The 24,237-nt window shown below is 53.6% G+C and carries 21 protein-coding genes, 1 tRNA gene and 2 pseudogenes; 15 read left to right on the forward strand and 9 right to left on the reverse strand.

Translation table 11 applies throughout. The features are described from left to right. Position 1: 1 nt before the first annotated feature. The 3 genes from NHAL_RS00760 to NHAL_RS00770 form a co-directional block, all read right to left on the reverse strand. Positions 2 to 1,381 (reverse strand): ABC transporter permease, encoded by a 1,380-nt coding sequence (locus NHAL_RS00760; RefSeq protein ID WP_013031263.1) that lies wholly within the window; start codon positions 1,379 to 1,381, stop codon positions 2 to 4. Between the two features lie 18 nt (positions 1,382 to 1,399). Next, a complete protein-coding gene (locus tag NHAL_RS00765; protein ID WP_013031264.1) occupies positions 1,400 to 3,259 on the reverse strand; it encodes a peptide-binding protein in 1,860 nt (619 codons plus the stop codon). 319 nt (positions 3,260 to 3,578) lie between these two features. Further along, positions 3,579 to 3,872, reverse strand: coding sequence for an RNA recognition motif domain-containing protein (locus tag NHAL_RS00770; protein WP_013031265.1), 294 nt, complete (start codon positions 3,870 to 3,872; stop codon positions 3,579 to 3,581). Positions 3,873 to 4,240: 368 nt separating this feature from the next. Here NHAL_RS00770 and NHAL_RS00775 point away from each other — a divergent pair, with 368 nt between their 5' ends. From NHAL_RS00775 to NHAL_RS00805, 8 genes are all read left to right on the forward strand, one after another. Then, positions 4,241 to 5,221: a hypothetical protein gene (locus NHAL_RS00775; RefSeq protein WP_013031266.1), complete on the forward strand. Its 981-nt coding sequence runs from the start codon at positions 4,241 to 4,243 to the stop codon at positions 5,219 to 5,221. A gap of 274 nt (positions 5,222 to 5,495) precedes the next feature. Continuing rightward, complete coding sequence (locus NHAL_RS00780; RefSeq protein WP_013031267.1) at positions 5,496 to 7,166, forward strand: ATP-binding protein; 1,671 nt, start codon at positions 5,496 to 5,498, stop codon at positions 7,164 to 7,166. Between the two features lie 567 nt (positions 7,167 to 7,733). Beyond that, a complete protein-coding gene (locus tag NHAL_RS00785) occupies positions 7,734 to 8,171 on the forward strand; it encodes a DUF29 domain-containing protein (RefSeq protein ID WP_013031268.1) in 438 nt (145 codons plus the stop codon). A gap of 131 nt (positions 8,172 to 8,302) precedes the next feature. Next, positions 8,303 to 8,656 (forward strand): nuclear transport factor 2 family protein, encoded by a 354-nt coding sequence (locus NHAL_RS00790; RefSeq protein ID WP_013031269.1) that lies wholly within the window; start codon positions 8,303 to 8,305, stop codon positions 8,654 to 8,656. Between the two features lie 19 nt (positions 8,657 to 8,675). Next, positions 8,676 to 8,909 (forward strand): hypothetical protein, encoded by a 234-nt coding sequence (locus tag NHAL_RS21365; RefSeq protein ID WP_041354516.1) that lies wholly within the window; start codon positions 8,676 to 8,678, stop codon positions 8,907 to 8,909. Next, the gene (locus NHAL_RS22375) at positions 8,836 to 9,117 is read left to right on the forward strand and encodes a GNAT family N-acetyltransferase (RefSeq protein WP_157862452.1); all 282 of its coding nucleotides are present in this window, start codon (positions 8,836 to 8,838) and stop codon (positions 9,115 to 9,117) included. Before NHAL_RS21365 ends, NHAL_RS22375 begins: the two co-directional genes overlap by 74 nt. 89 nt (positions 9,118 to 9,206) lie before the next feature. Next, positions 9,207 to 9,467 carry a nucleotidyltransferase family protein gene (locus tag NHAL_RS00800; RefSeq protein WP_041354518.1) on the forward strand — a complete coding sequence of 87 codons (261 nt, stop codon included), beginning with the start codon at positions 9,207 to 9,209 and terminating at the stop codon, positions 9,465 to 9,467. Between the two features lie 426 nt (positions 9,468 to 9,893). Continuing rightward, complete coding sequence (locus NHAL_RS00805) at positions 9,894 to 10,331, forward strand: DUF29 domain-containing protein (RefSeq protein ID WP_013031270.1); 438 nt, start codon at positions 9,894 to 9,896, stop codon at positions 10,329 to 10,331. 125 nt (positions 10,332 to 10,456) lie between these two features. Here the strand turns inward: NHAL_RS00805 and NHAL_RS00810 are convergent. Beyond that, positions 10,457 to 10,532, reverse strand: a tRNA-Phe gene (locus tag NHAL_RS00810). 125 nt (positions 10,533 to 10,657) lie between these two features. Between NHAL_RS00810 and NHAL_RS00815 the strand changes: the two genes are divergently transcribed. The 3 genes from NHAL_RS00815 (at position 10,658) to groL (ending at position 13,363) form a co-directional block, all read left to right on the forward strand. Further along, positions 10,658 to 11,116 (forward strand): FxsA family protein, encoded by a 459-nt coding sequence (locus NHAL_RS00815; RefSeq protein WP_013031271.1) that lies wholly within the window; start codon positions 10,658 to 10,660, stop codon positions 11,114 to 11,116. Positions 11,117 to 11,357: 241 nt separating this feature from the next. Beyond that, on the forward strand, positions 11,358 to 11,648 hold the full coding sequence (gene groES, locus NHAL_RS00820; protein WP_013031272.1) for a co-chaperone GroES: 291 nt from the start codon (positions 11,358 to 11,360) through the stop codon (positions 11,646 to 11,648). Positions 11,649 to 11,713: 65 nt separating this feature from the next. Next, positions 11,714 to 13,363 (forward strand): chaperonin GroEL, encoded by a 1,650-nt coding sequence (groL, locus tag NHAL_RS00825; RefSeq protein ID WP_013031273.1) that lies wholly within the window; start codon positions 11,714 to 11,716, stop codon positions 13,361 to 13,363. A gap of 232 nt (positions 13,364 to 13,595) precedes the next feature. Here the strand turns inward: groL and cueR are convergent, their stop codons facing one another. The 5 genes and pseudogenes from cueR to NHAL_RS00850 all read right to left on the reverse strand — a co-directional run bounded on the left by cueR (position 13,596) and on the right by NHAL_RS00850 (position 19,037). Beyond that, on the reverse strand, positions 13,596 to 14,000 hold the full coding sequence (gene cueR, locus NHAL_RS00830) for a Cu(I)-responsive transcriptional regulator (RefSeq protein ID WP_013031274.1): 405 nt from the start codon (positions 13,998 to 14,000) through the stop codon (positions 13,596 to 13,598). A gap of 18 nt (positions 14,001 to 14,018) precedes the next feature. Beyond that, on the reverse strand, positions 14,019 to 14,228 hold the full coding sequence (locus tag NHAL_RS00835) for a heavy-metal-associated domain-containing protein (RefSeq protein ID WP_013031275.1): 210 nt from the start codon (positions 14,226 to 14,228) through the stop codon (positions 14,019 to 14,021). A gap of 46 nt (positions 14,229 to 14,274) precedes the next feature. Then, positions 14,275 to 16,734, reverse strand: a complete 2,460-nt coding sequence (locus NHAL_RS00840) for a heavy metal translocating P-type ATPase (RefSeq protein WP_013031276.1) — start codon at positions 16,732 to 16,734, stop codon at positions 14,275 to 14,277. Between the two features lie 311 nt (positions 16,735 to 17,045). After that, positions 17,046 to 18,133: pseudogene (locus NHAL_RS00845) on the reverse strand (IS91 family transposase). After that, positions 18,130 to 19,037, reverse strand: a pseudogene (locus NHAL_RS00850) (tyrosine-type recombinase/integrase). The pseudogenes NHAL_RS00845 and NHAL_RS00850 overlap by 4 nt, the downstream one beginning before the upstream one ends. 494 nt (positions 19,038 to 19,531) lie before the next feature. On the opposite strand from NHAL_RS00850, the gene NHAL_RS00855 reads away from it, so the two are divergent. The 4 genes from NHAL_RS00855 (at position 19,532) to NHAL_RS00870 (ending at position 24,221) form a co-directional block, all read left to right on the forward strand. Next, positions 19,532 to 19,780 carry a ribbon-helix-helix domain-containing protein gene (locus NHAL_RS00855; protein WP_013031277.1) on the forward strand — a complete coding sequence of 83 codons (249 nt, stop codon included), beginning with the start codon at positions 19,532 to 19,534 and terminating at the stop codon, positions 19,778 to 19,780. Continuing rightward, entirely contained in the window at positions 19,780 to 20,169 is a 390-nt protein-coding gene (locus NHAL_RS00860) for a type II toxin-antitoxin system VapC family toxin (RefSeq protein ID WP_013031278.1), read from the forward strand. Before NHAL_RS00855 ends, NHAL_RS00860 begins: the two co-directional genes overlap by 1 nt. Before the next feature lie 170 nt (positions 20,170 to 20,339). Then, positions 20,340 to 23,246, forward strand: coding sequence for a bifunctional [glutamate--ammonia ligase]-adenylyl-L-tyrosine phosphorylase/[glutamate--ammonia-ligase] adenylyltransferase (gene glnE, locus NHAL_RS00865; RefSeq protein WP_013031279.1), 2,907 nt, complete (start codon positions 20,340 to 20,342; stop codon positions 23,244 to 23,246). Between the two features lie 45 nt (positions 23,247 to 23,291). Next, a complete protein-coding gene (locus tag NHAL_RS00870; RefSeq protein ID WP_013031280.1) occupies positions 23,292 to 24,221 on the forward strand; it encodes a branched-chain amino acid transaminase in 930 nt (309 codons plus the stop codon). Positions 24,222 to 24,237: the final 16 nt, after the last annotated feature.

The following is a 24,237-nucleotide window of genomic DNA, read 5'->3' on the forward strand; positions in this document are numbered from 1 at the left end:
TTCAGTCATAGCTCACGCGGGGATCAGCAATCGCATAACAAAGGTCGGCGACAAGATAGCCGACCAGCGTTAATAGTCCGCTGATGAGGGTAATCGAGAGCACCAATTCCCGGTCTCGAGTCTGTACCGCTTCCACCGCCAGCTTGCCCATTCCCTCAATGGAAAAGATGGATTCCACGATGACCGAACCGGCCAATAAGCCGGGAAGGAGGGTCGCCGAGACCGTGATCAGGGGAAGGAGGCTGTTGCGGAATACATGTTTCCAAAGGACTACATTTTCCGCCAGGCCTTTTGCCTGGGCGGTGCGGGCATAGTCGGCCATGAGGTTTTCCAACACGGCAGTGCGGGTGAGCTTGGAGAGGAAGGCAAAACCACTATAGGTCAGGCAGAGGACGGGCAGCACCAGGTGCCAGAGCCGGTCCAGCAGAAAGCCGCGGACAAACTCCCCGCTTCCCCATTGGGCGCCCACCGCCAGGCCCAGCCCCGCCCCCAACAACCCCAGCAGGCTTACCCGCAAGCCGGTGTAATCCGTGTAGCCTAGTCCCCCGATGGCCACGATGAGGAGCAGGCTAAGGAGGACTGTTACCCCCTGATGGGGGTCAGGTAAGTTGGCGCCCATCCAGAGACCCAGACTCAGCCCGACCCCGGCCAGCAGGCCGACTCGGAGTAGACGGGGAGCTTTCAGGGCCAATCCTATCCCAAGGATAGTACCTACCGCGCCAGTGCCGAACAGGAGGGCCACTTCCTGCAGGGATCCCCAGTGGGGCAGGAAGGGCATATCCAGGGCTTCGCGGGTGCTGAGGCCGGCGGTGGGAAACCAGTGCCAGTATTGATCGCTGGCAAAAAAGCCGATCAACAGGACGCCGGCTAGCATGGTGGGGATGGACCATAGCCCTAACATCAGGGCGCTCGAACTCACATCGAAGACCTTGCCCCGCTCGGTGGCGGCGCGCACCCCGACGGCAATCGCCAAAGTATAGATCAGGGGCAGGGAAAGGGCATTGAGCAGCAGGGTGATGGGGACTCGCTCTTCCAATAGGTCCAGCACCGGGCGGCCGTAGCGAAAGCTGGTGCCTAAATCGGATCCCTTCCAGAAGGAAAAGCCGCTAAGGTTATTTTCCTCATCAAAGGTGAATCCCACCGGGGAGACATTGTTCAGCCATCGCAGATACTGGACGGCCGGAGGTGAATCTAGGCCATAAAGTTGGTTATAGTAGTCTTCCAGTGCCTTCTTGGCCTGGGGCTCCAGGTTCTGGCCCTCGATGAGGCTTTGGGCGCTGATGCCGCCGGGGGAAGCCGCCATGACGGTGAATACCACCAAAGTGATCCCCAGCAGAGTGGGGATCATCAAGAGCAGGCGGCGGATGACATAGGTAGACATCGCGACGGGTGCCTTGGCTTAATAGGTGTATTTCTGTTCGGGTTCCGGGACGTACCACTCCACCGGGGTCGCGCCTAAATTCAAGCCCAGGCGGGTGACTTCCAGGTTGCGCATGCGCTGGTCCACGAACAGCAGTGATTTGCGCCGCATCAGAAAAGTATAGGGCTGGTCTTCATATAAAATGTGCTCACAGGCTTGCCACAGGGGCATGCGCTCGCCTTCATCCACCGTCGCCCGGGCTTTTTCGATGAGGGCGTCGAGTTCCGGGTTTCGGTAAGAAATGAAATTATCGCCGCCTGGGATGGCTTGGCTGCTATGGAACATCTGATAGATATCGATCTCGACTCCACTGGTCCAACCCAGGGCAATGGCATCGAAGTTCTTTTTGTTAATCCGATCCAGCATGACCGACCATTCCGTGGGCTTAGGCTCCAGCAGGATTCCGGCGCGGGCGTATAGATCCTTGAGGAATAGCACCAGGCGCCGGGTGTCATCGGCATCCTGGAAAAACACCAGCTCAAAGCGGAAGGGTTGCTGGTTGGCATCCTCTAAGACTCCATCCCCGTCCCGATCCGCGTAGCCCGCTTGCTTCAACAGTGTCTTGGCTTTGGCCAAATCGAAAGGCCGGGGGGTCAGGGTGGGGTCGTGCTGAGGACTGCGAGGGCTGAAGGGACTGACCGCCGGCTCGGCGTAGCCCAGCATGATCTGTTCGATAATGCTGGCGCGGTCGGTAAGAAAAGTCATGGCCTGACGTACCCGCTGGTCGGCAAAGCGGGTGGGTTTACCGTCACGTTCCTGATTCCACGCCACGTAACTGTAGCCGGCCGTGGGACTCATATACTCAAGGTGTTGAGTACGCTCCACAAGGGCTTGATCTTCCAGCAACCTATGATACTCCAGGGGACGGGCGCCGTAGATATCAATGTCACCGTTGCGGAAGGTGGTCAGGCGGGCGCTGTCATTGGCGATGACCTTCCATAGCAATTTGTCGAAAGAGGGTTGCACCGGCCCCCAGTAGCGGGGGTTGCGCTCCAGCTCCACCAGGCCCTGGTCCGGCGTCCAGCCCTTGGGGTCCTGAAGACGGTAGGGGCCTGAGCCCAGCAGCAATCCCTTGGATTGGTTAAAGCTTTCCGGTTGTTCCAGGTAGGGCCCATAAAAATGTTGAGGCAATATGGTCAGGCCTCCAGCCAAGGCCAAGCTATTAAAATAGGGTTCCTTGAACTTAAATTCCACCTGGTAGGGGCCGAGGGCGGTGACCCGCTCAATCTTTTCGTAATAGGCCCGCTCCCGGGGCGCGGCAATGGCCGGATTCATGATAAAGGCGAAGGAGAAAGCCACGTCCTCGGCGGTGAGGGGTTCACCATCGGAAAAGGTGATACCTTTCCGTAAGCGGAAACGGAAAGTCAGCCCATCTTCGCTGACTTCCCAATCCCGGGCCAGCAGACCTTCCCATTCCAGGGTTTCCGGGTTGCGGGTGAGCAATGTTTCCAGCACATAGCCTTGGACCTCGGCGGCATAGGCGTCGGTGGAAACCAGGGGAGTCAGAGTCTTCAATCCTGTGCCGAAGGCTTGTACTAGCCAGTCGCCAGGGCGATAGTCAGGCTGCTGGGTGGCGGTATAGGCGCGACGGAATGCCGGCGGGATATTGGCCGTACCACGGCTCTCGGTGGGGGCTATAGTCAGTCCGCTGCTGCCGGTGCTGCGTATCAGATCGCGCAACCCGCGCAAATCCTGGGCTTGCTCGGTCAGGGTTCGCTCCATTTCGGCAAGCTTAAGCCATTGCCGATCGACCATATACATGGCAAGCAGGATGAGAATGAGCAGTAGGCTTAAAAACAGAAAAAGAAAAAAATCTTTGACCGTGAATCGTCGTGCCATGAGAAAATTCTGCAGATGGAGTTCAAGTGGTCATGGGGCAGTTTGAATACGGCGCTGGTGCTATCTCTGCCGGGTAGCCATTTGACCGTGCAAGGTGGTTAAAAGTCACAGAAAATTAAGCAATATTATCGTCTGTCCGAGCATGATTGTGACCCATTGTCATGGGGATGGCAAGGGATGTGCTCCAAGACCAATTGAATCGTTTATCCCCCCTTGAAGGGGGGACCGTCTCTTCGGAGATGAAAGCGTGCATAAAAAAACCGCCCGCTGTAACCACAGCGGGCGGTCTGTTTCTACATAGCTGAATTAAAGCAGCTAGTTAGAAGCGTCTTTGACGGTCACCAAAACCTTCGCTGCGACGAAAGCCTTCATTGCGGGGGCGAGCCTGGTTGACAACGATTTGCCGTCCTTTGAGATCAGAGTCATTCATCTCTTTTATGGCTGTTTCGGCATCTTCTTGCCTAGCCATTTCAACAAAGCCAAATCCTTTGGAGCGGTTCGAAAACTTGTCTACGATCACCTTAGCTGAGGAAACCTCACCGTAGTTCTCAAATGCTGCTCTTAGCTCTTCGTCCGTTACTTGATAGGAGAGATTTCCAACATAGATATTCACTATAGATATTCCTGAGGTCAAAAACTGTGCCATTTATTGGTAGTATCATCAAAATCTTAACTAATGGCACATAAATCAAGACCTGATGGGGGCGAGCGGAGGACTTCCGCTCGCCTAAGGCTATCCTTTAAACATATAGTAGTCTAAGACAGGAAGGTTGCCAAATAAATTCTATAGGGGAGCAAAAATATTTTCTCACCGGTGATTAAACTCTAAAATCTGGACCCAAGCTGAAGCATGGCTGAGGCCATCTTCCGGTATGTATTAAAGTATTACACCCTAGCGTTCCCTATTGACACTTAGTCAGTCGGCCACCTCCTATAAAACTTAAAACTGGTGTTGGAGCGGTCACAGATCGGAGGCAGAATATGGCCAACAAGACCGAAAACAGGGTATCCGGCCACGCCGAAGAAATGCTGAAGTCCTTCAAAGAGGAGGTCCATGCTGCCCGAGAGTTATTAGCGTTCGTCGTCTCAACGGGTCGCCGATCCGAAGATGGTCGAGAATTAAGAGACCAGGTTATCACCCCTATCCGGGACGCTGAGCAATTCCTTTACAATGCACAATGCCCTTCTTCAGAGCAGCGGCTTGCCTTTGATCGGGCCTATCGTGAACTTGCCCTCTTTGCTGCCCCGGTGACTATCGAGACATTACGGGCGACTTCAGACGCCCATGGCCGAACGGCCTGGGGACTCACCTGGGGTAAACCCCTTTCTGAGGCCAAAATTTGGTCCCGAAAGCTCTGGATAATAACTACTGTGTTGGTCATTCTGGCACTGGCGGGGGATATCCTTGGCCAATTTGCCAGTCAGTTCCTGCCAGCAGCCGGTGAGACAAGAGACTGGTTTTGGGTACTGTTTGTCCATGCCCCTCTATTAGCGCTGAATACCCTGCTGCCTTTCACTTACGGCGGTATCGGCGCTTGTGCCTACCTGTTGCGGATGTGCCACGAATATATCCACAAACGGGAATTTGATCCTAGGCGTATCCCCGAATATTACAATCGCCTGCTGCTCGGTATCGTCAGTGGTGGTGCGATCTTGCTATTTACCAATAAATTGATCGCGAATGGGGGAGAAGCCATTCACTTGAGCTCTGCGGCGGTGGGTTTTCTTGCCGGTTATAACACAGACTTCCTTTTTGCCACGGTGGAGCGCATTATCGCGGCTATTCTGCCCAAGGTAGGCTTGGAATCGGTTCGTCGTGTGCCCCTCCGCGGCGTTCCACCAACTTCGCTCCTAGAAGACTTAACCTTAAGGGAGTTGCTCGATCGTCGCGACAAAGCAGCCACTGATGCTGACCGCCAATTTTATGAAGATCTGATTGCCCGCCTGAAAGAGCACCTTTGAAGGGGGATGCTAGCTATTTTTGTTTTGCATCTTTCCTGGTTTTGCTGAATCTTCGTATTCTTCCATTTGCAAAAAAAGACGGCGTTTTGTCCTTTAATTTGCTTGCCGTCCCCCTCGCCGATTGAATTTTTTTGAGTGGTTGCTTTGGCAATTGGCGTGCACATTCGAAGGTTTTGCGCGTCGCCTTTGGCGTTTCTGCTACTGTTGGGGTAGTTTTTCTATCAGCTAGAATTTAACCCGCTATTGGGGTTAATGATTGAAACTGTCATAGGCGGTGTTTTTATTTGAGCAGCGCGACTCGTGTGTTCACACGGTCGGTGACAGTGTATCGATCACTTGTGAGTTTGCCGAGTTACCGCATTCACTGATTCTGGATGCAGGCGCTGAAACGACATTAGCAGACGAGTACCTCCTGACAGAAGCCGGCACCTTAAAGATTCGGAAGATCTATGACTGTAGCAAGCCAAAGCCTACTGTTGAGGTTTTCGTTGTTGCTCAACACCCTACAGCCAAAGATGTTGACAGTCTTCTGGAACTAAAAGAGAAAGATCCTCAAAAGATTGTCAAAGAATTAGGACTGGAAGTCCCGTTAAAAGGTAATCCTGGAATGCGTAAGGCTATCTGGAATGCTGAGTTAGATCTAAAACTTGCGGAGACACAAATACCAATTACGAAGCTCAAAGGAGATAGCAAATGCATCTGGGAGCAACTTGAGAGCTATCTCCCCCTATTTGCCCTTTTCCAAAGTGATAGGCGGAGCCAGGACTCAGATGGTGAGGTTCAGAATCCGATGAAAGCAGCGGTCGCTGCTGCTATTGCTGAAGTAAAATCTGAGATCGAGCAGATTCAACTGAAGATTGAAGAGAAGGCAAAAACCATAGCCGAAAGCACCCATGAAGCCTTAAAAACAATAGATTCAAGTCTTGCGAAGGAACTCAAGCCTCAGTTTACTCAGCCAACTCCAGCGAAGTGGGTCGGTTTGTTCTCCGTTAACATGACTACCGATCATGGAATTCCGCTTAACAAGAGAGGTAGTGGAATACGGAGATTGGTTCTGGTTAGCTTTTTCAAAGCTGAAGCAGAAAGACAACTAATTGCGACTAATCGACGTAACATTATTTATGCTATTGAGGAGCCTGAGACAGCTCAACACCCCAACAACCAAAGGGTACTCATCAAAGCTTTCAAAGAACTAACCTCTGAGCCAGGTTGTCAGGTGCTCCTTACAACTCACAGCCCAGGATTCGCCGCTGAGTTGCCAGTTGACGGAATTCGATTCGTCACGGTGCACGAAGGGAGTCCTTCGATTCGTGCTGGTGTTGATGTTTTCGGGGAAATAGCGGCTACTCTTGGTGTGGTTCCTGATAGCCGCGTTAAGGTGCTTGTCTGCGTGGAAGGTCCTACGGACGTTGCCGCCCTGAAGTCCCTGAGCCATGCGCTGCACCAACAAGATCCGAGTATTCCAAATTTAAGCGCGGACAGCAGAGTCGCTTTCGTTGTGCTTGGAGGCTCCACTTTGCAGCATTGGGTTACACAAAACTATCTGAGGGGCCTTGGACGCCCTGAAATCCATATCTATGACAGTGATGTAGCCAAGTACGGGGAATTCGTGGCAGAAGTAAACAGTCGTACTGATGGCTCATGGGCAGTGCAAACTGCAAAGCACGAAATTGAGAGCTACCTACATTCCGACGCGATACTCGACGCATTTAATCTTAATATTGAGGTCACGGATCAACCAAATGAGCACGGCCATGCGACGCCAAAAGTGTTCGCGTTAGCGTATTCACAGGTTAACGGTCTTGATGGGGTTATGGGAGAATCCAAAGCCAAGCAGAAACTTGCTGATAGAGCATTCCCGTTGATGATGGCGGATAGATTGAGCGAACGTGATCCTACCGGAGAGGTCGGTGATTGGTTCAGACGCATAGCAAAGATGCTGTAGACGCCTAACAAAAGCGTTAACTGGAATAGTTGTAGTGTCCAGTATTGCTAAGTGCTGCTAGGGCTCTATACCTGTGAGAGGCATAGCTAAAAAACCCATTTTTAATTCTACGACGTTTGCCGATGATATAAATCGCGCGAGCGCAAATACCTTCATTGACCATAACAGCTCAAACTCTTCCGGAGAATAACGCTTCAAGCAGCATTCTAAAAAAGTTGGGCTTTGTGGCTGCTGGTGAGCTTGGCTGCTCGGACTTGTGCCTTGGTGGAATAGATTCTGATGTGGTCGTATATGGCTGCCCACCCGAAAATATTGGGAATATTATGGGGTCATTGCTGAAGCACTCGGAAGGGGTGAGCTGGATTTAAGGGACCAGGTTAGCAGCATTCAAATGATCCCGCAGTTGAGGATATTAAGGGTTTGGCCACTGTGCATGGTAGGGTTAATGAAGTATTCTGGTTGGACGAAGAGCTCCGGAATAATTCACTAGAGCGGCAGAAACTTAACCACTAACCCCATACTCCGCCTGAGTCCACTCGGGTGGAGTTTCCACTGGAGTTAAGGACGATGATTGACCCCAACAAAGATTATTACGGTTGGACTCAAGAAACCGTTGAGAAGCTACGCCAGGGGAAATTCAGCGAGATCAACATTGAACACCTGATAGAAGAAATAGAAGACATGGGGAAAAGTGAACGCCGGGAGCTTGAAAACCGTTTAACCGTGCTATTGGTGTATTTGCTCAAGTGGCGGTATCAACCGAATCGCCGTGGCCGGAGTTGGGCGCTCACTATTAAAGAACAACGGGTAAGAGTAAGCCGAGTTATCCGTGATAACCCAAGTCTTAAGCCACAATTTTTTGGAATTTGCGTAGAAGCCTATGAAAGCGCGGTAATCATCGCGGCGCGTAAAACCGGCTTAGATGAAAGCATTTTTCCCGCCACATTCGAGCAAACCGGTTGGACGTGGGAGCAAGTGTTGAATCCGGAATTTTTGCCGGAATAGTTCCATGGCTTGTTTCAGTTAGCCCTAATATTTAAGGGTCAAGTTTAAGGGTCAAGTCTTGATTAGTGCTCATAGAAGTCTATATCCGTTAAAATCATAGATCAAGATCCCATTTTTTAGAGGTAAAAAATATGGACAAACAATTTTCTGAAGCATTTGCCGACGAATGGATAGGAGCTTGGAATGCTCATGATCTTGAGCGTATTCTTTCCCATTACGAAGATGATTTTGAGGTGTTTTCTCCTGCCATTGCAAAACTTACTGGAGAAGCCTCTGGCATGCTAAAAGGAAAGAAGGCGATAGGGGAATATTGGTCAGGTGCCTTCGAAAAGTTTCCCGATCTTCATTTCGAACTCATACACGTTCTGCGGGGAGTGAACAGCATCACGTTAATTTATGAAGGGGTGTTAGGGATTTCAGCGGAAGTCTTTCATTTTGGGGACTCTGGAAAAGTTTCCAGGGCGTTTGCACATTATGATCTCTAACAATGCACGGAGTTAAAAATTGGAGCTGATTGAAATAACGGAACAAGGCCTACCGGCGAGAGCCATTGAAGATTTTCCCGAAATCGCTATGGAAGTCATGCACTCAACGGCAAAACAGTATAAAAAAACTGGCTATAAGCCACCTTGGATCGGCTATCTGGCCATTGAAGAGGGCAAGTGTGTGGGGAACATGTGCATTCAAGACACCCCCACAGAACAACGAAATAGAAATTGCTTACTTCACATTTCCTAATAATGAAGGCCGGGGTATAGCCACCCGCATGTCATCACAATTGATACAAATCGCGCGAGCGCAAATACCTTCATTGACCATAACGGCTCAAACTCTTCCAGAGAATAACGCCTCAAGCAGCATTCTAAAAAAGCTGGGCTTTGTGTCTGTCGGTGAGCTTGACCATCCTGAGGATGGTAGAGTATGGGAGTGGAAGCTGTTGACCTAGCCAGGTGTCGCGCTCGGCGGTGTATCGCTGGCCGTTCTTGAGTGGCGCGATGCTCTGGGTCTTCGAGGGTGTGGTTTTTTTAGAATCGAATGGGACTGCGTCTAGTGGTGCTGTTCGGTTCCCACGCAAAAGGGCGGCTAGAACCGGGTCCGGATAGTGACATCGATGTGGGCGTATATGGCTGCCCATCTGAGAAATATTGGGAATGTTATGGGGTCATTAATGAGGCATTCGGAGGAAGTGAGCTGGATTTGGTGCGACTGGAGGATGCCGATCCCCTTTTTGAGGGTTTTGTTTTCCTGGCCTCTCATACCAATTTAACAAAAGAATGCAATTTATTAAGCTTGTAAGTGTTTGTTTATATTAGACATATACAGTGCAAAATTACATGAAATTGGTATCATCCCTCCTCTTCGTGCGCACAGCGCACGCTACTTGTCGGCTTGTAGGGGGCGTGAAAATGACCACATTCCTCCCAAAATTTTTGCCGAGGTACTTAAATCGGTATCCATGCACCTCACCTTTGCACATGTCCTGAGCATGCTTAGCGCAGCCCCTCTAACCGGTACGGTCCTAGTCTCGCTGTTTTTGGTTTGGTGAATGGCGGTAAATCTTGTTTTGCCTGTGGCGTTTGTGCGACGCTTGAACGTAACCATGACTGGCCCTCCGGCGGTCGGTTATGGTTAGGTCGGTAGGGCGACATGGGTGCCTTACCAGCCGCTAACCAATATCCCGCCACGGTTCGCCCCGGCGGGGTTTTCATGGGAGCGAAGACAATGATTGACCCCAACAAGGACTTTTACGGTTGGACTCAAGAAACCGTTGAGAAACTACGCCAGGGGAAGTTTAGCGAGGTGAACATGGATGACTTGATTGAGGAACTAGAAGACATGGGCCGTTCTGAACGCCGGGCGCTTGAGAGCCGTTTAACCGTGCTACTGATGCATTTGCTTAAATGGAAGCATCAACCGGATCGAAGGGGCCGGAGTTGGGCGGCAACTATCAGCAATCAACGGCTCAGAGTAGCCCGGCTCCTTCGCGATAACCCCAGCCTTAAGCAACATTTTGCACAGATAGGCATAGAGGCCTACGAAAGCGCGGTACTCGATGCTGTAGCAGAGACGGAACTAGACAAAGACACTTTTCCCGCCACATTCGAGCAAACCGGGTGGACCTGGGCGCAGGTGTTAGATTCGGAATTTTTGCCGGAATAGTTCCACGGCTTGTTTCAGTTAGCCCCTGAGCGTAGGGGAGTGGCTTATCTTTCGTCTGGCGCTTACTTACTGCTTACATAAAAAAACAGCGGTCCCGCATTATTGAATAAGCCGCTGATTTTACATGGTGGCCAGGGACAGAATCGAACTGCCGACACGGGGATTTTCAGTCCCCTGCTCTACCGACTGAGCTACCTGGCCTTGAAAACCGTCTATAATAATACGTTTCGGTCGCCATTAAAACGATTTAGCGACCATAAGTCAAGGCGACATTAGAAATTAGGTCGCGTATACTGATGATGAACTGCTGAGAATTCCGGTTACGAATGTTTCGCTTACTTTTTTTTCTTTTTCTTACCTTTCCTCTTATTGAGATCTATTTCCTGATCCGCGTTGGCAGTGCCATCGGTCCTGGTTGGACTGTGTTTCTATGTATTTTCACGGCGGTGGTGGGCGCGGCGTTATTGCGTCAGCAAGGCTTCTCTACCTTGAGCCGGGTTCAGACGACCATGGCCCGCGGCGAGGTCCCGGCGTTGGAGATGCTAGAAGGTGCTGTCCTGCTGACTTGCGGGATTTTTCTCCTGACCCCAGGTTTTTTTACTGATACCTTGGGCTTTTTGGGGCTCATCCCTAGTCTTCGTCAGGCCTTCGTGCTCTGGGCCGTAAAGCGTGCCCTACAACGTGAGGAGTTCGAAGTGACGGTATATCGCCAAGGACCCGATGACTCAAGCCACCGCCAGCGGCCTCGTGTCATTGAAGGTCGTGCCAAACGTGAAGATGAGTAAAGCGCTCTAGCCTACCGTTCTACCTTCTGCCATCGCTAACCTCCTGTAATTCTTAATTTCTTTACAAGTTCACGGGGGATTCCCTGTTGACTCGCATTGCGATGTTGCTATTATTAGCACTCACTAGGGGTGAGTGCTAATAATTTTTTTGGTGCCGCCCTTGAAACCCAGAGGGGTCATCCCCATAACAAGCATTCGTAGATTTCCCTATATCAACATCAAAAGTAACGAGGAGAAGTTGATGAAGATTCGCCCACTTCATGATCGCGTTATCATTCGTCGTATGGAGGAAGAAAAAACTTCCTCTGGCGGTATTGTGATTCCGGACACAGCGGCTGAAAAGCCTATCCGCGGTGAAGTCATTGCCGTTGGCAATGGCAAGACTCTTGAAAATGGAGAAGTTCGTGCCCTTGACGTGAAGGTGGGGGATAAAGTGCTATTTGGCAAATATTCCGGCACCGAGGTTAAGGTCGAAGACGAAGATCTGCTAGTGATGCGTGAAGATGACATCATGGCAGTGCTCGAGGGTTAGGACGCGGCTGGCAACGCGACAAGGTCTTGAAGCAATAAGCAAATTCAGTAACAGAGGAAAACAGTATGGCAGCTAAAGACGTAAGGTTTAGCGAAGATGCGCGTCATCGCATGATCCATGGTGTGAACATTTTGGCCGAAGCGGTGCGCGTGACTTTGGGTCCCCGGGGCCGCAATGTGGTGTTGGAGAAAAGCTTTGGTGCGCCCACCATTACTAAGGACGGGGTCAGTGTGGCCAAAGAGATTGAGCTTAAGGATAAGTTCGAAAACATGGGCGCCCAGATGGTCAAGGAAGTGGCTTCTCAGACTTCCGATGAGGCCGGTGACGGGACGACAACGGCAACCGTATTGGCCCAGAGTATCCTGCGCGAGGGGATGAAGGCGGTGGCCGCCGGCATGAATCCCATGGACCTTAAGCGGGGCATCGACAAGGCCGTCGTTAGCGCGGTTGGAGCGCTGAAAAAGCTGTCCAAGCCCTGTGAAGATAGCAAGGCCATTGGTCAGGTGGGGACTATCTCGGCTAACGCGGAAGAAAGTGTGGGTAAGATCATTGCCGAGGCCATGGAGAAAGTCGGCAAGGAAGGCGTGATTACGGTCGAGGAAGGTTCTGGCCTAGAGAATGAGCTGGAAGTAGTTGAGGGAATGCAGTTCGACCGGGGTTATCTCTCGCCCTATTTCATTACCGACCAGCAGACCATGGCGGCGGAGTTGGATGACCCCTATATCCTCATCCACGATAAAAAGATTTCCAATATCCGCGAGCTGCTACCGGTGCTGGAGAACGTGGCCAAAGCCGGCAAGCCGTTGTTGGTCATTTCTGAGGATGTGGAAGGCGAAGCCCTGGCGACCCTGGTGGTCAACACCATTCGGGGCATCGTCAAGGTTTGCGCGGTCAAGGCGCCGGGCTTTGGGGATCGCCGTAAAGCGATGCTGGAAGATATTGCCGTGCTGACGGGCGGTACCGTGATCTCCGAGGAAGTGGGACTTTCTCTGGAGAAGGCCACCTTGGATGATTTGGGACGGGCCAAGAAGGTGAGCGTCAACAAGGAAAATACCACCATTGTGGATGGGGCGGGCAGCGCTGAGGACATCAAGGCTCGGGTGGAGCAAATCCGCGTTCAGATGGAAGAAGCCACCTCCGATTATGACAAAGAGAAGCTCCAGGAGCGAGTGGCCAAGCTCGCTGGTGGGGTGGCCGTCATTAAAGTGGGTGCTGCCACCGAAATGGAAATGAAGGAGAAAAAGGCCCGGGTTGAAGATGCGCTGCATGCCACCCGTGCTGCGGTGGAAGAGGGGGTCGTCCCCGGTGGTGGGGTGGCCTTAATCCGGGCTTTGCAAGGCATTCAGGACCTTAAGGGCGCTAACCATGACCAAGATGTGGGCATCAATATTGCCCGTCGGGCTATGGAAGAGCCCCTCCGTCAGATTGTGACCAATGCCGGTGCAGAAGCTTCTGTCATCGTCAACCAGGTTAAAGAAGGAGAAGGTAACTACGGTTACAATGCGGCGACGGGTGAATTTGGCGATATGATTGCCATGGGCATTTTGGATCCGACTAAGGTCTCCCGGACGGCCTTGCAAAATGCGGCCAGTATAGCAGGTCTCATGATCACGACCGAAGCCATGATTGCCGAAGCGCCGAAGGAAGAGGAGCCAGTACCGGCCGGTGGTGGTATGCCGGGTATGGGCGGCATGGGCGATATGGGCATGATGTAAAGGGCCCAGACCCACTCTCTAGGATTGAGAAAAAAGCCCCGATCTTAAAGATCGGGGCTTTTTTATAGCATTAACCACCAGAGACACCCCTCGCTTATCTAGAACTTATACCAATCCCATAACCCCCCCTCATCCTAACCTTCTCCCGCCAGGGGAGAAGGGATAAAAGAGCGTTAATTTCTGGGATTAGTATTAGGTTACCTCGCTGGCCATGAGCCCTGCTACGGTGTTATCAAGAGGGGAAGGTGCCGGGTTGGGCAAGATCCTCTAGGATGGGGCAACTCGGCCGTTGGTCGCCATGGCAGCGTTCCATGAGCTGGATCAGGGTGGCGCGCATGGCGGTTAGCTCGGCGATTTTGGTATCAATATCCGCAACCCGTTGCTTGGTCAGTCGTTTGACTTCGGCGCTGGCGCGGTTTTGGTCTTTATAGAGAGACAGTAAATTGCGGCATTCCTCAATACTGAAGCCAAGACTGCGGGCACGCTTGACAAACTGGAGGGTGCGGACGGTCTCCTGGTCGTAGCAACGATAGCCATTGCTCGCCCGCTGAGAAGAAACTAAGCCAATGTCTTCGTAATAACGTATCGTTTTAGCCGGTACCCCCGATTGACTGGAAGCTTTGCTGATGTTGATCATTGGAGCCACCCTCATCGGTCAAGGTGAGACCAAACCTTCGTAATCAAACCCTGCGCCCTCCACGGCTTGGGCGACCAAGGTATCGTCCTCGACTCCCGTGACGGTAACCTGTTTATTTTCCAAATCCACTTTGACGGTTGCGGCAGGGGCTATTCCTTTAATCGCCTTTTCCACGGATTGGGCACAGCCCCCGCAGGTCATGCCTTCCACTTTGTAGGTTTTTTCCATTGTTGCTCTCCTTTCAGTCATCATTTGCTTTCAATAGTAAAACGGCTTATTTAAGTTGGGTTCCTGGACGCCAGCGTCGCAAAAGCAAGGAATTGGAAACCACGCTCACCGAGGACATGGCCATCGCTGCCCCTGCCACCACCGGGTTCAACAGTCCCGAGGCTGCCAGTGGAATGGCCACCACATTGTAAATAAAAGCCCAGAAAAGATTCTGGCGAATCTTGCGGTAGGTGGCCCGAGAAATAGACAAGGCCTCCGCCACTAAGGTGGGATCGCCGCGCATGAGGGTGATCCCCGCCGCTTCCATGGCCACATCGGTGCCCGTGCCCATGGCCATTCCCACGTCTGCCGCGGCCAAGGCTGGGGCATCATTGACGCCATCGCCAATCATGGCCACATGACGGCCTTCAGCGCGTAACGCCTGGATCTGCGTTGCTTTGTCTTCAGGTAATACTTCGGCAATGACATGGTCGATACCCACTTTATCGGCCACTGATTTAGCGGCGCGGGGGTTATCCCCAGTCAGCATCACCGTGGTCAGACCCTGTGCCCCTAATGCGGCTACCGCTTGGGGGGTGACACTTTTGATGGGATCGGTGACAGCTAAAACACCGAGTAGCTGGGGCGCTGAGTCCATTTCTGCCACCCACATCAGGGTATGGCCGCTTTCTTCCAATGCTTGAGCTTGGGCTGTCAGGGGCGTGAGATCCACCTGATTTTCCCGCATCAGCCGAAGGTTGCCCACGAGCAGGTTTCGCTCCTCCACTTGGGTGCACAGACCGCGCCCGGGAAGACTGCGGAAATTTTGAGGCGGGCTCAGGGGGAGGTCCTGGGCCTTAGTCAGTACCGCCTTGGCCAGGGGGTGTTCGCTGCCCTGTTGGGCGGAAGCCACCAGCCGCAACAATTCCTTGCCACTGATTTTGATCGGGAGTATCTCAGCGACTGCCGGTTGGCCTTCCGTGAGCGTTCCCGTTTTGTCAAAGACCACCGTATCGCTGTCCCGGGCCCGTTCCAGGGCCACCGCATCACGGATTAGAATGCCATGGCGAGCGGCGGCGCCGGTTCCCACCATCAAGGCGGTAGGAGTCGCTAGGCCTAGGGCACAGGGACAGGCGATGACCAGTACTGAGACGGCTGCTTTAAAGGCGGTATCGGCAGCGCCATCTAATAACCACCAGCCGGCAAAGGTCAGAAAGGCCAACGTCACCACGACCGGAACGAAAATATTCGCCACCTGGTCGACTAGTTTTTGGACCGGGGCCTTGCTGGCTTGGGCATCTTCCACCAGGCGGATGATGCGCGCCAGGGTCGATTCAGCCCCGACGGTGGTGGCGCGGATACGCAATAAGCCTTCTCCGTTCACTGAGCCCCCGGTAACCGTTTCCCCTTCTCCCCGGCTCACCGGCAGGCTCTCACCGGTGATAAGAGACTCATCCAGTTGGCTGCGGCCATCTAGAATAAGGCCGTCAATAGGCATTCGCTCTCCCGGTCGTACCAGGACGATGTCGCCTTCAGCCACCTGCTCGGCGGGAACTTCAACCACTTTTCCTTCCCGCTCTATCCGTGCGGTTGCTGGCCGGAGCGCCATTAGGGCGTGGATGGCCGAGGCCGCGCTCCGCTTTGCCCGCCCTTCTAGCCATTTACCCAGCAGGACCAGGGTCACCACCATGGCCGAGGCCTCAAAGTATAGGTGATGACCGGTGCCGGGTAGGAGGGTATTCCAAGTGCTTAACCCCCAAGCGGCGGAGGTCCCGAGGGCAACCAGCACATCCATATTGCCGGCCCCGCCCCGCAAGGATTTGTAGGCCCCCACATAAAAGCGTTTGCCAATCCAAAATTGGACCGGCGTGGCCAATAAGAGTTGGGTTTCGGCGGGTAAGCCGAGATGGATGCCGAAGGGCATAAGCAGCATGGGCAGGGCTAAGGGCAGGGTGAGCAGGGCTGCCAGCAGCAATTGCCTTCCTTCGTGCCGCTCCCGGGCGGTGGACTCAGCCTCTTCTTGGGCGCGCCGTTCTGCCAGGCTGGAGAGGGGTTCGGCGGTGAAGCCAGCCCGCTGGGCAGCGGCAATGATGGTAGCAGGACTAAGCACTCCTGAAGGGGCTGTGACCACCGCCCGCTCTGTAGCCAGATTAACGGTTGCCTTGCTGACTCCAGGGAGCCGTGAGAACACCTTTTCAAGCCGGGCTGAACAGGCTGCGCAGGTCATTCCTCCGATGCGAAATTCCATCCCTGCGGTGGGCACTGTAAAGCCCGCTTGAGTAATGGCCTGGTAGAATTGCTCGGGGGAGGCCTGTTGCGGATCAAAGGCGATATTGGCCTGTTCCGAGGCCAGGTTTACCTGGGATTTCACCACTCCGGGGACTTTGTTGAGCACCCGCTCTAACCGGGTTGAGCAGGTGGCGCAGGTCATGCCTTTGATGGGCAAAGCCAATGTTTGGACCGCCCCTGTCAGGATCTCCCTAGGAGGGGACTGTTGAACCGAGTCTAAGTTTGATATTTCTAACATAGGCTTATACCCATTTTATATAATTTTTCATTTGCAACCTTCATAAATGAATGGCGTTCTTTGATTAACTGAAGTGACCTGGATTGCCGTTTCCGCCTTCATGGATATGAAAACTCCGGGCTTTTTGCGTAAGTTCTGATTGAATGGATATTACTATCCACCTTCCAGTCACTGGAAGGTCAAGGGGGCGATTATAATTTTATCCTTTGGAGTGACCTACTGGCCGTGTCCATGGCGCCAAGGCGGCGTTCCTCGTGAGTGCCTATTTGCTATATAGGTATAATTATGAGTTCTACTCATCCGCTGCTTCATTATGCGAGGACCGGGAACACAGGTCGTATCCGCGTTCGCACGATGTTCATCACCGCGCCGCAGCAACGGCAGGTGAGTTTTGGACGTTGTTTGACCCAAGCCAACGCTCGGCTCGGGTCGAAGCCCAGCAAAGCCTGAAGCAAGGCGATCAGACGTTTACTATTGGCGTGTAAAAAGCCGAAGTTACGAGCGCGTCGAAAGCCCTTGGGCAACACATGCTGGAGGAACAGCCACAGGAACCGGGGGCCGGGGACGGTTCGGTATTCGATTTGTTGGGTTTTACTATTCTGGTAGCGAAAGGTGACCTGGCTATTTTCGCAGGCGATGATATCTTTTTCCTGGATCACACCTTTATAGAGATAGCGACCGAGATAGATCAGCGCCTTCTCACCGGTACCGACCGACTTGACGTCTACGACCCAGGTGTCGGGATAGCTGACGGGCAGTTCCAGTCCCGCCTGGCGAATGGCGTCGAGCAGTTTGGCGCGAAAGACCGTGGCCAGCGCCTGGTGGTTGAACAGATAGCCGGAGGGGTTCTTGCGTTTTTTACCCCCTTTGGTCCGCCACTGCTTTTTTTCTTCGTCAACGGCCGCAGCGGGCATCACCAAATGCACATGCGGGTGGTAGTCGAGACGCCGGGTATGCGTGTGCAGGACCGTAATGGGGCGCCCGGCGTGCCCTGAAGCTGCGGGTCGTTCTGACTAAATGTGCGCACGGTCTCCCAGCTACAGCGCGTCATTAAGTCATGGATCGTGCGCTGATGCTGCCAAGCCAGCGGCTTGAGTTCCTCAGGTAAGGTGAAGGTCACTAGAAAATACTCGGCGGGGACTTGTTTTTGAAGCTGACGTTCTAGCCATTGCTGGCTTTCATGGTGCTGGCAGTGCGGACAGTGGCGATGGCCGCAGGAATGCGGCACCCAGAGCTGATTATCACACTCAGCGCATTGCGCTAACAGTTGAGGACTGGATGAAGTACGACAGTCTTTCATGGCGGCCAGTGCCTGGCGATGGGAAGGCAGGATCGAAACCTGATATTGCGCCAAGAACTCGGCCTCGAAAGTGTGGATAATCGATGAGAGCAGGATCATTTGACTTTCCTCCAATCAAGAGAAAAGCCGTTCATCAGCGCATCGATGAGCTGCTTTGCCTTCTGGTTGGTATGGGAGGTCAGATGAGTGTATTTGGCGGTGGTCAGGAGGGAGTGATGACCGAGGATTTTCTGGACTTCGAGCAGGTCAACGCCGGCTTCGATCAGATGGGTGGCATAGCTGTGGCGCAGACTGTGGGGAGTGATCTTTTTTTTATTCCACAATCGGCCACCACCTGGCGTAGGGTGGTCTGCACGCCGCCACGATCGAGCGGAGTGGTGGCGCGATGAGCCGCCTTCAAGCCGCCGTGACGATTCGGAAACAATAGCACCGGATTGCGGTGCACCCGCCAGAAACGGCGTAACAGATCGAGCGTTGCCTCCGGCAGAGGAACAAAACGGTCTTTGTGGCCTTTGGCATCGCGGATATGGACGCGCTGACGGTGCGCATCGATATCGCCCACCTCAAGACGCAGTCCTTCCCCCAGGCGCAGGCCCAGACTATAGAGGGTGAAATAGAACACCCGGTAACTGAGTGTTAGGGTCGCGCTGAACAGGCGCTGGGCTTCTTCGAGGGTGACGATATCGGGCAGGCGTTGGGCCTTCGGCGGCTTGATCAGATCCACGTTCACCCAGGGTCTGTGCAGCACGTGGGTGTAGAAGAACTTTAGCCCGTACAGATCGAGCTTGACGGCGCTCCACGAATGCGACTCCAGCAAATCGGTGAAATAGTCCGTCAACTGCTGCTCGGACAGATCCTCGATCTGATGGTCAAAGTAAACCCCGATGCGGCGGATTGCCCGCGCATAGGCTTCGATGGTCTTCGGCTGTAGCCCCTTGAGCTTGAGGTGCTTGAGATGGGTCTGGTAGTGGCGCTTGAAATTCGCCTCGGATGATGCTGTCATTGCATTGTAACCTCATGATTCGTGCTTGAATGATCCCTCATATGGAGGGCGTGAGGTTACATTTTAGATTTAATCGGGCATTGAGGCTTTTCTGCCGCGTAGCGGCTTCGTCCAACAATCAAATGCAGCTGACCGGCTACGCCAGCGGCTGATTTGAACCATGTGTGCTGGGTATGGCACAGAACTTGTCAGGTGAAAGTCTTGATAGCAGGTGTTTGCAAATCCGAAGGTTAGCAGAAGGGCAAGGTTAACATGGCGAGATGTTGGCTGGAGGAAGGCCAATGCAAAACTGCGGGGCGACGAGCAGAAACCCCATCTGAGGGGTGGCCCATCCGGGACGAGTGGGCGCGTGAGGGCGAAGTTCTACCTCGAAATATCGACACTACATTCGCGGCCAGTGATCTTCGGCGTTAGGCCTTCTTGAGGCTTGTGCTGAGTGCCTATTATCTATACATTGTATTTATACATCGTTGCATCGATGGAGGAGATTATAGATGGTTCGCACTCAGATCTACTTAACAGAGATCGAGCAGCAGGCCCTACGGGTTCTTGCACGCCGTACGGGTCGTACCCAAAGTGAGCTGATCCGCGAGGCTATTGACAGGTTCATCGCGCAAGCTGAACAAACTGATCGCCGTTTGCTGCTACAGCAAGCTCGCGGCCTTTGGCAGAATCGTACCGATCTCCCTGATTTTGCTGCTTTACGGCGCGAGTTCGATCGATCTACTTTGGAATTCGAGTAATGGCGCAACGGCTATTGCTCGATACCGATGTGCTAATTGACTATCTTCGTGGGGTACCAGTGGCTGTCAGCTATTTGGAAGGCTGTGCGGAGGTGTTGTTGATCTCAGTCATTACGGTAACGGAGCTATTTGCGGGTGTGCGTGAAGGGCGGGAGCGTACCACTCTTAGTGCCTTCCTGGGGGCTTTTGAAGTGGTACCCCTCGATCGGCCTATTGCTGAGAAGGGAGGCCTTTATCGTCGGGATTATGGTAAGAGCCACGGGACTGGTCTTGCGGACGCTTTTATTGCTGCCACAGCCGAGCTATGTCAGGCCAAAGTTGTTACCCTGAATCGCAAGCACTTTCCTATGCTAAAGGAGGTGCTTGTGCCTTATAAGAAGTCAGATTAAGCCTAACAATTGTATTAACCATACTTATCGCCAGTACCGCAGATGCTCGGAAAGGTTGGAAGCACGTGGGTAAGATTGGCCATTAGCAAGAGTGAAATAAGCTGTTCTTGTCCTGCTCCGGTCGGGCTAAGTAAGCTTGAAGTTATTTTATTGCATCCTTGGCAATAAGCATGGACTGGCAAGCCAATATCCACAAACTCCCCCCCCTTCTCCAGGGGCGGATTCAAAACGATCTGGCCCGCTTTCAGGAAGCGCTAGGGCAGGGTGGGTTGGAAACGGTCTTCAAAGAGAAGACGATAGGGACCCTTTGCCCTGTCTGGGCCGCCAGTGAATTTGTGGCAAGCGCCTGTATTTGTGACCCTTCTTTGTTGCTAGGGTTGCAAGAAAGTGGCGATCTTTTTCGTCCCTACGAACCTAACGACTACGCCAAGACTCTGGAACGGCAGCTTGATGAGCTGGATAGTGAAGCGGCGCTGATGGTTGCTTTGCGGCGTTTTCGTCGCCGCGAGATGGTGCGTATTATTTGGCGTGATTTGGCGGGTTGGGCCAGCCTTGAGGAAGTCCTGGGGGAGCTCTCCCAGCTAGCCGAGGCGTGCCTCGACAGTGCTTTGGCTTTTCTCCATCGCTGGCAAAGCGAGGAGTTAGGAACCCCTCACGGCGCGGTCTCGGGTCAGCCCCAGTCCTTGGTGGTGTTGGGCATGGGGAAACTGGGGGCTTGGGAACTTAATCTCTCTTCGGATATCGACCTCATTTTTGCTTATCCCGAGTCGGGAGAGACCCGCGGCGCCCGGCGGGTCTTGAGCAACGAAGAATATTTCACTCGTCTGGCGCGGCGCTTAATCCGGGTCCTTGAAGAGCGTACGGCGGAGGGATTTGTCTTTCGGGTTGACATGCGCCTACGGCCCGATGGGGATTCGGGACCACTGGTGGCGAACTTCGACGCCATGGAAAACTACTACCAGAATCAGGGTCGTGACTGGGAACGGTATGCCATGATCAAGGCCCGCACGGTGGCCGGTGATCGCCAGGCCGGAGCCCGTTTGATGGCCATGTTGCGGCCTTTCACTTATCGCCGCTATTTGGATTTTGGGGCCATTGAATCTTTACGCAGCATGAAGGCGATGATTGCCCAGGAACTGCGGCGGCAGGGGATTAAAGCGAATATCAAACTGGGGCCTGGAGGGATTCGGGAGATCGAATTTATTGGGCAATCCTTTCAGTTGATTCGAGGGGGGCGGGAACCGGTGCTTCAGGAGCGGGGCATCCTCCAGGTGCTGGCCTTATTGGCGGAAAAGGGCCACTTGCCCTTTTATGTCAAAGAAGAACTATGCGCCGCCTATCTGTTTCTGCGGCGGGTGGAGCATCGCCTGCAAGCTTATCGGGATGAACAAACCCATACTCTGCCAACCTCGGCGGAAAGGCGTGCCTGCCTGGCCTTTGCCATGGGCTATGGAGACTGGGAAACCTTTGCCAGTAAGCTCGACGATCACCGGCGTCGGGTCCAAGGGCATTTTGAACAGTTATTCGCCGCGCCCCATATGGACACGGCTGGCCAGATGACGCGGGAAAAGGGGTTGGCTGAGGTCTGGTCAGGGAGTGGTCCAACGGAGTCGGTCCTCGCAACCTTAAAGGCGGCGGGCTATCATTCCCCGGAAGAAGTGGCACAGATCCTGGCCTACTTGCGTCAGTCCTATACGGTGCGGGCTCTCAGCGCTCAGGCCCGAGCTCGTTTGGATCAGTTGATGCCCTTGTTGCTGGGAGCGGTTGGCCGTACCGAGCAACCAGAGCAGTGCCTGCAGCGAGTGGTGACCTTGCTGGAGACCGTGGCGCAACGCACCGCTTACTTAGCTTTGCTGGCGGAACATCCCATGGCTTTATCCCAGCTTGTTAAGCTCTGCGCGGCCAGCCCCCTGATTGCGCGCCAGCTTACCCGCTACCCCTTGCTGTTGGATGAGTTGCTGGATCCCCGTTCCTTGTATCGCGTGCCGGACTATGAGTCCTTGGTCAAGGATTTGGGGCGATCATTGGGAGCGGTTCCCGGGGATGATTTAGAGCAACAGATGGAGTTGCTTCGCCACTTTTGCCAGCGCCAGACGTTGCGGGTGGCCGCTGCCGATGTGACCGGGGTTTTGCCCCTGATGAAAGTGGGCGATCACTTAACTCATTTGGCGGAGGTGATCCTAAAAAAGGCCCTGGAGCTTAGTTGGCAGCACTTGACCCACCGCCATGGCCGGCCTCAACGTAGCAGCGGAGAGCAAGCAGGAGAGTACGGCTTTGCTGTCATTGGCTATGGTAAGTTGGGAGGATATGAGCTGGGCTATGGTTCCGATCTGGACCTGGTTTTCCTCCATGCCGCCCAATCCAGTGATCCCCCCACCGAAGGGGAAAAAACCTTGGATCCCATTGTCTTTTATAGCCGTTTGGGTCAGCGTTTGATCCACATGTTGCAGACTCTGACTCCCTCCGGAAAACTCTATGAAGTGGATACTCGCCTGCGTCCCAGCGGGGCTTCGGGGCTGCTGGTCAGCAGCCTGGAGGCCTATAGTGATTACCAGCGCACTCAAGCTTGGACTTGGGAGCATCAAGCCCTGGTTCGGGCCCGCTTCGTGGCGGGCGATGAAAGACTCGGCGCTGCCTTTGCCGCTATGCGACGGGAGATCTTGGGGCGCCAGCGGGATCTGGCAACACTACGGGAGGAGGTTCGCGGTATGCGGACCAAGATGCGGAACCAATTGGACTGGAGTCGACCGGGCTGGTTTGACCTTAAGCAGGGCAAGGGTGGTATCGCCGATATAGAATTTATGGTCCAATATGGCGTACTTGCCTGGGCCCATGCTTACCCACAACTGCTAGAGTACCCGGATAATATTCGGATTCTGGAAGGCTTTGCCCAGGCTGGGTTGATGGCGCCAGCAGAAAGCCTGCAGCTAGCAGATGCCTATCGCGCCTATCGGGCAGCAGCTAATCGACTCACCTTACAGGAGCAGAAGGCCCTAGTGGAGGATGAGCAATTTCGCCAGGAGCGTACCGCCGTCCAGGGGGTGTGGTCTGCGCTGCTAGAGGATGAGGCTGCCTAATGACTCCTAAATGAATAACCAGGTAAGTGAAGGAGACCAAATGAAATGAGCACTATGGATGACCGCGACGGCGTCATCTGGTTAGACGGCGAACTGGTGCCCTGGCGCGAAGCCCGGGTCCACGTATTAACCCACACCTTACACTATGGAATGGGCGTTTTTGAGGGGGTGCGTGCTTACAAGGCCACTCAAGGTACCGCTATTTTTCGGTTGCAGGAGCATACCGACCGTTTATTCCGCTCCGCCCATATCCTCAATATGGTCATTCCCTATGACCGGGAAACCTTGAATCAGGTCCAGCGCCTGGTGGTGCGAGAGAACGGTTTAGACACCGCTTACCTCCGTCCCATGTGCTTTTACGGTTCCGAAGGTATGGGGTTGCGAGCCGACAACCTCCGGGTCCATGTGATGGTCGCAGCCTGGCCCTGGGGAGCCTATCTTGGCGCTGAGAATATGGAAAGGGGAATCCGGGTGAAGACTTCCTCCTATACCCGGCACCATGTGAACATCACCATGTGCAAGGCCAAGGCCAACGGCAATTACATGAATTCCATGCTGGCTCTGCAAGAGGCCCTGGCTGCCGGCTGCGATGAGGCGTTATTGCTGGATTCGGAAGGGTATGTCACCGAAGGCAGCGGGGAAAATATCTTCATTGCCCGCAACGGGGTGCTCTATACCCCGGATCTTACTTCCGCCCTGGAGGGAGTCACCCGGGACACCATTTATCAGTTGGCTCGGGAGATTGGAGTGCCTCTGTGCGAGAAACGGATCACCCGGGATGAGGTCTATGTGGCGGATGAAGCTTTCTTTACCGGGACGGCGGCGGAAGTCACCCCCATCCGCGAGTTGGATGGCCGAAAGATTGGTAATGGGGCCCGAGGACCCATTACGGAGCGTCTCCAGACTCTGTATTTCGATCAGGTCCATGGCCGTCGAGAAACCCATCCGGAGTGGTTAACCCTGGTATCCGATTGAGATTGCTGATTGATTA

Source organism: Nitrosococcus halophilus Nc 4 (assembly GCF_000024725.1).
Classification (GTDB): domain Bacteria; phylum Pseudomonadota; class Gammaproteobacteria; order Nitrosococcales; family Nitrosococcaceae; genus Nitrosococcus; species Nitrosococcus halophilus.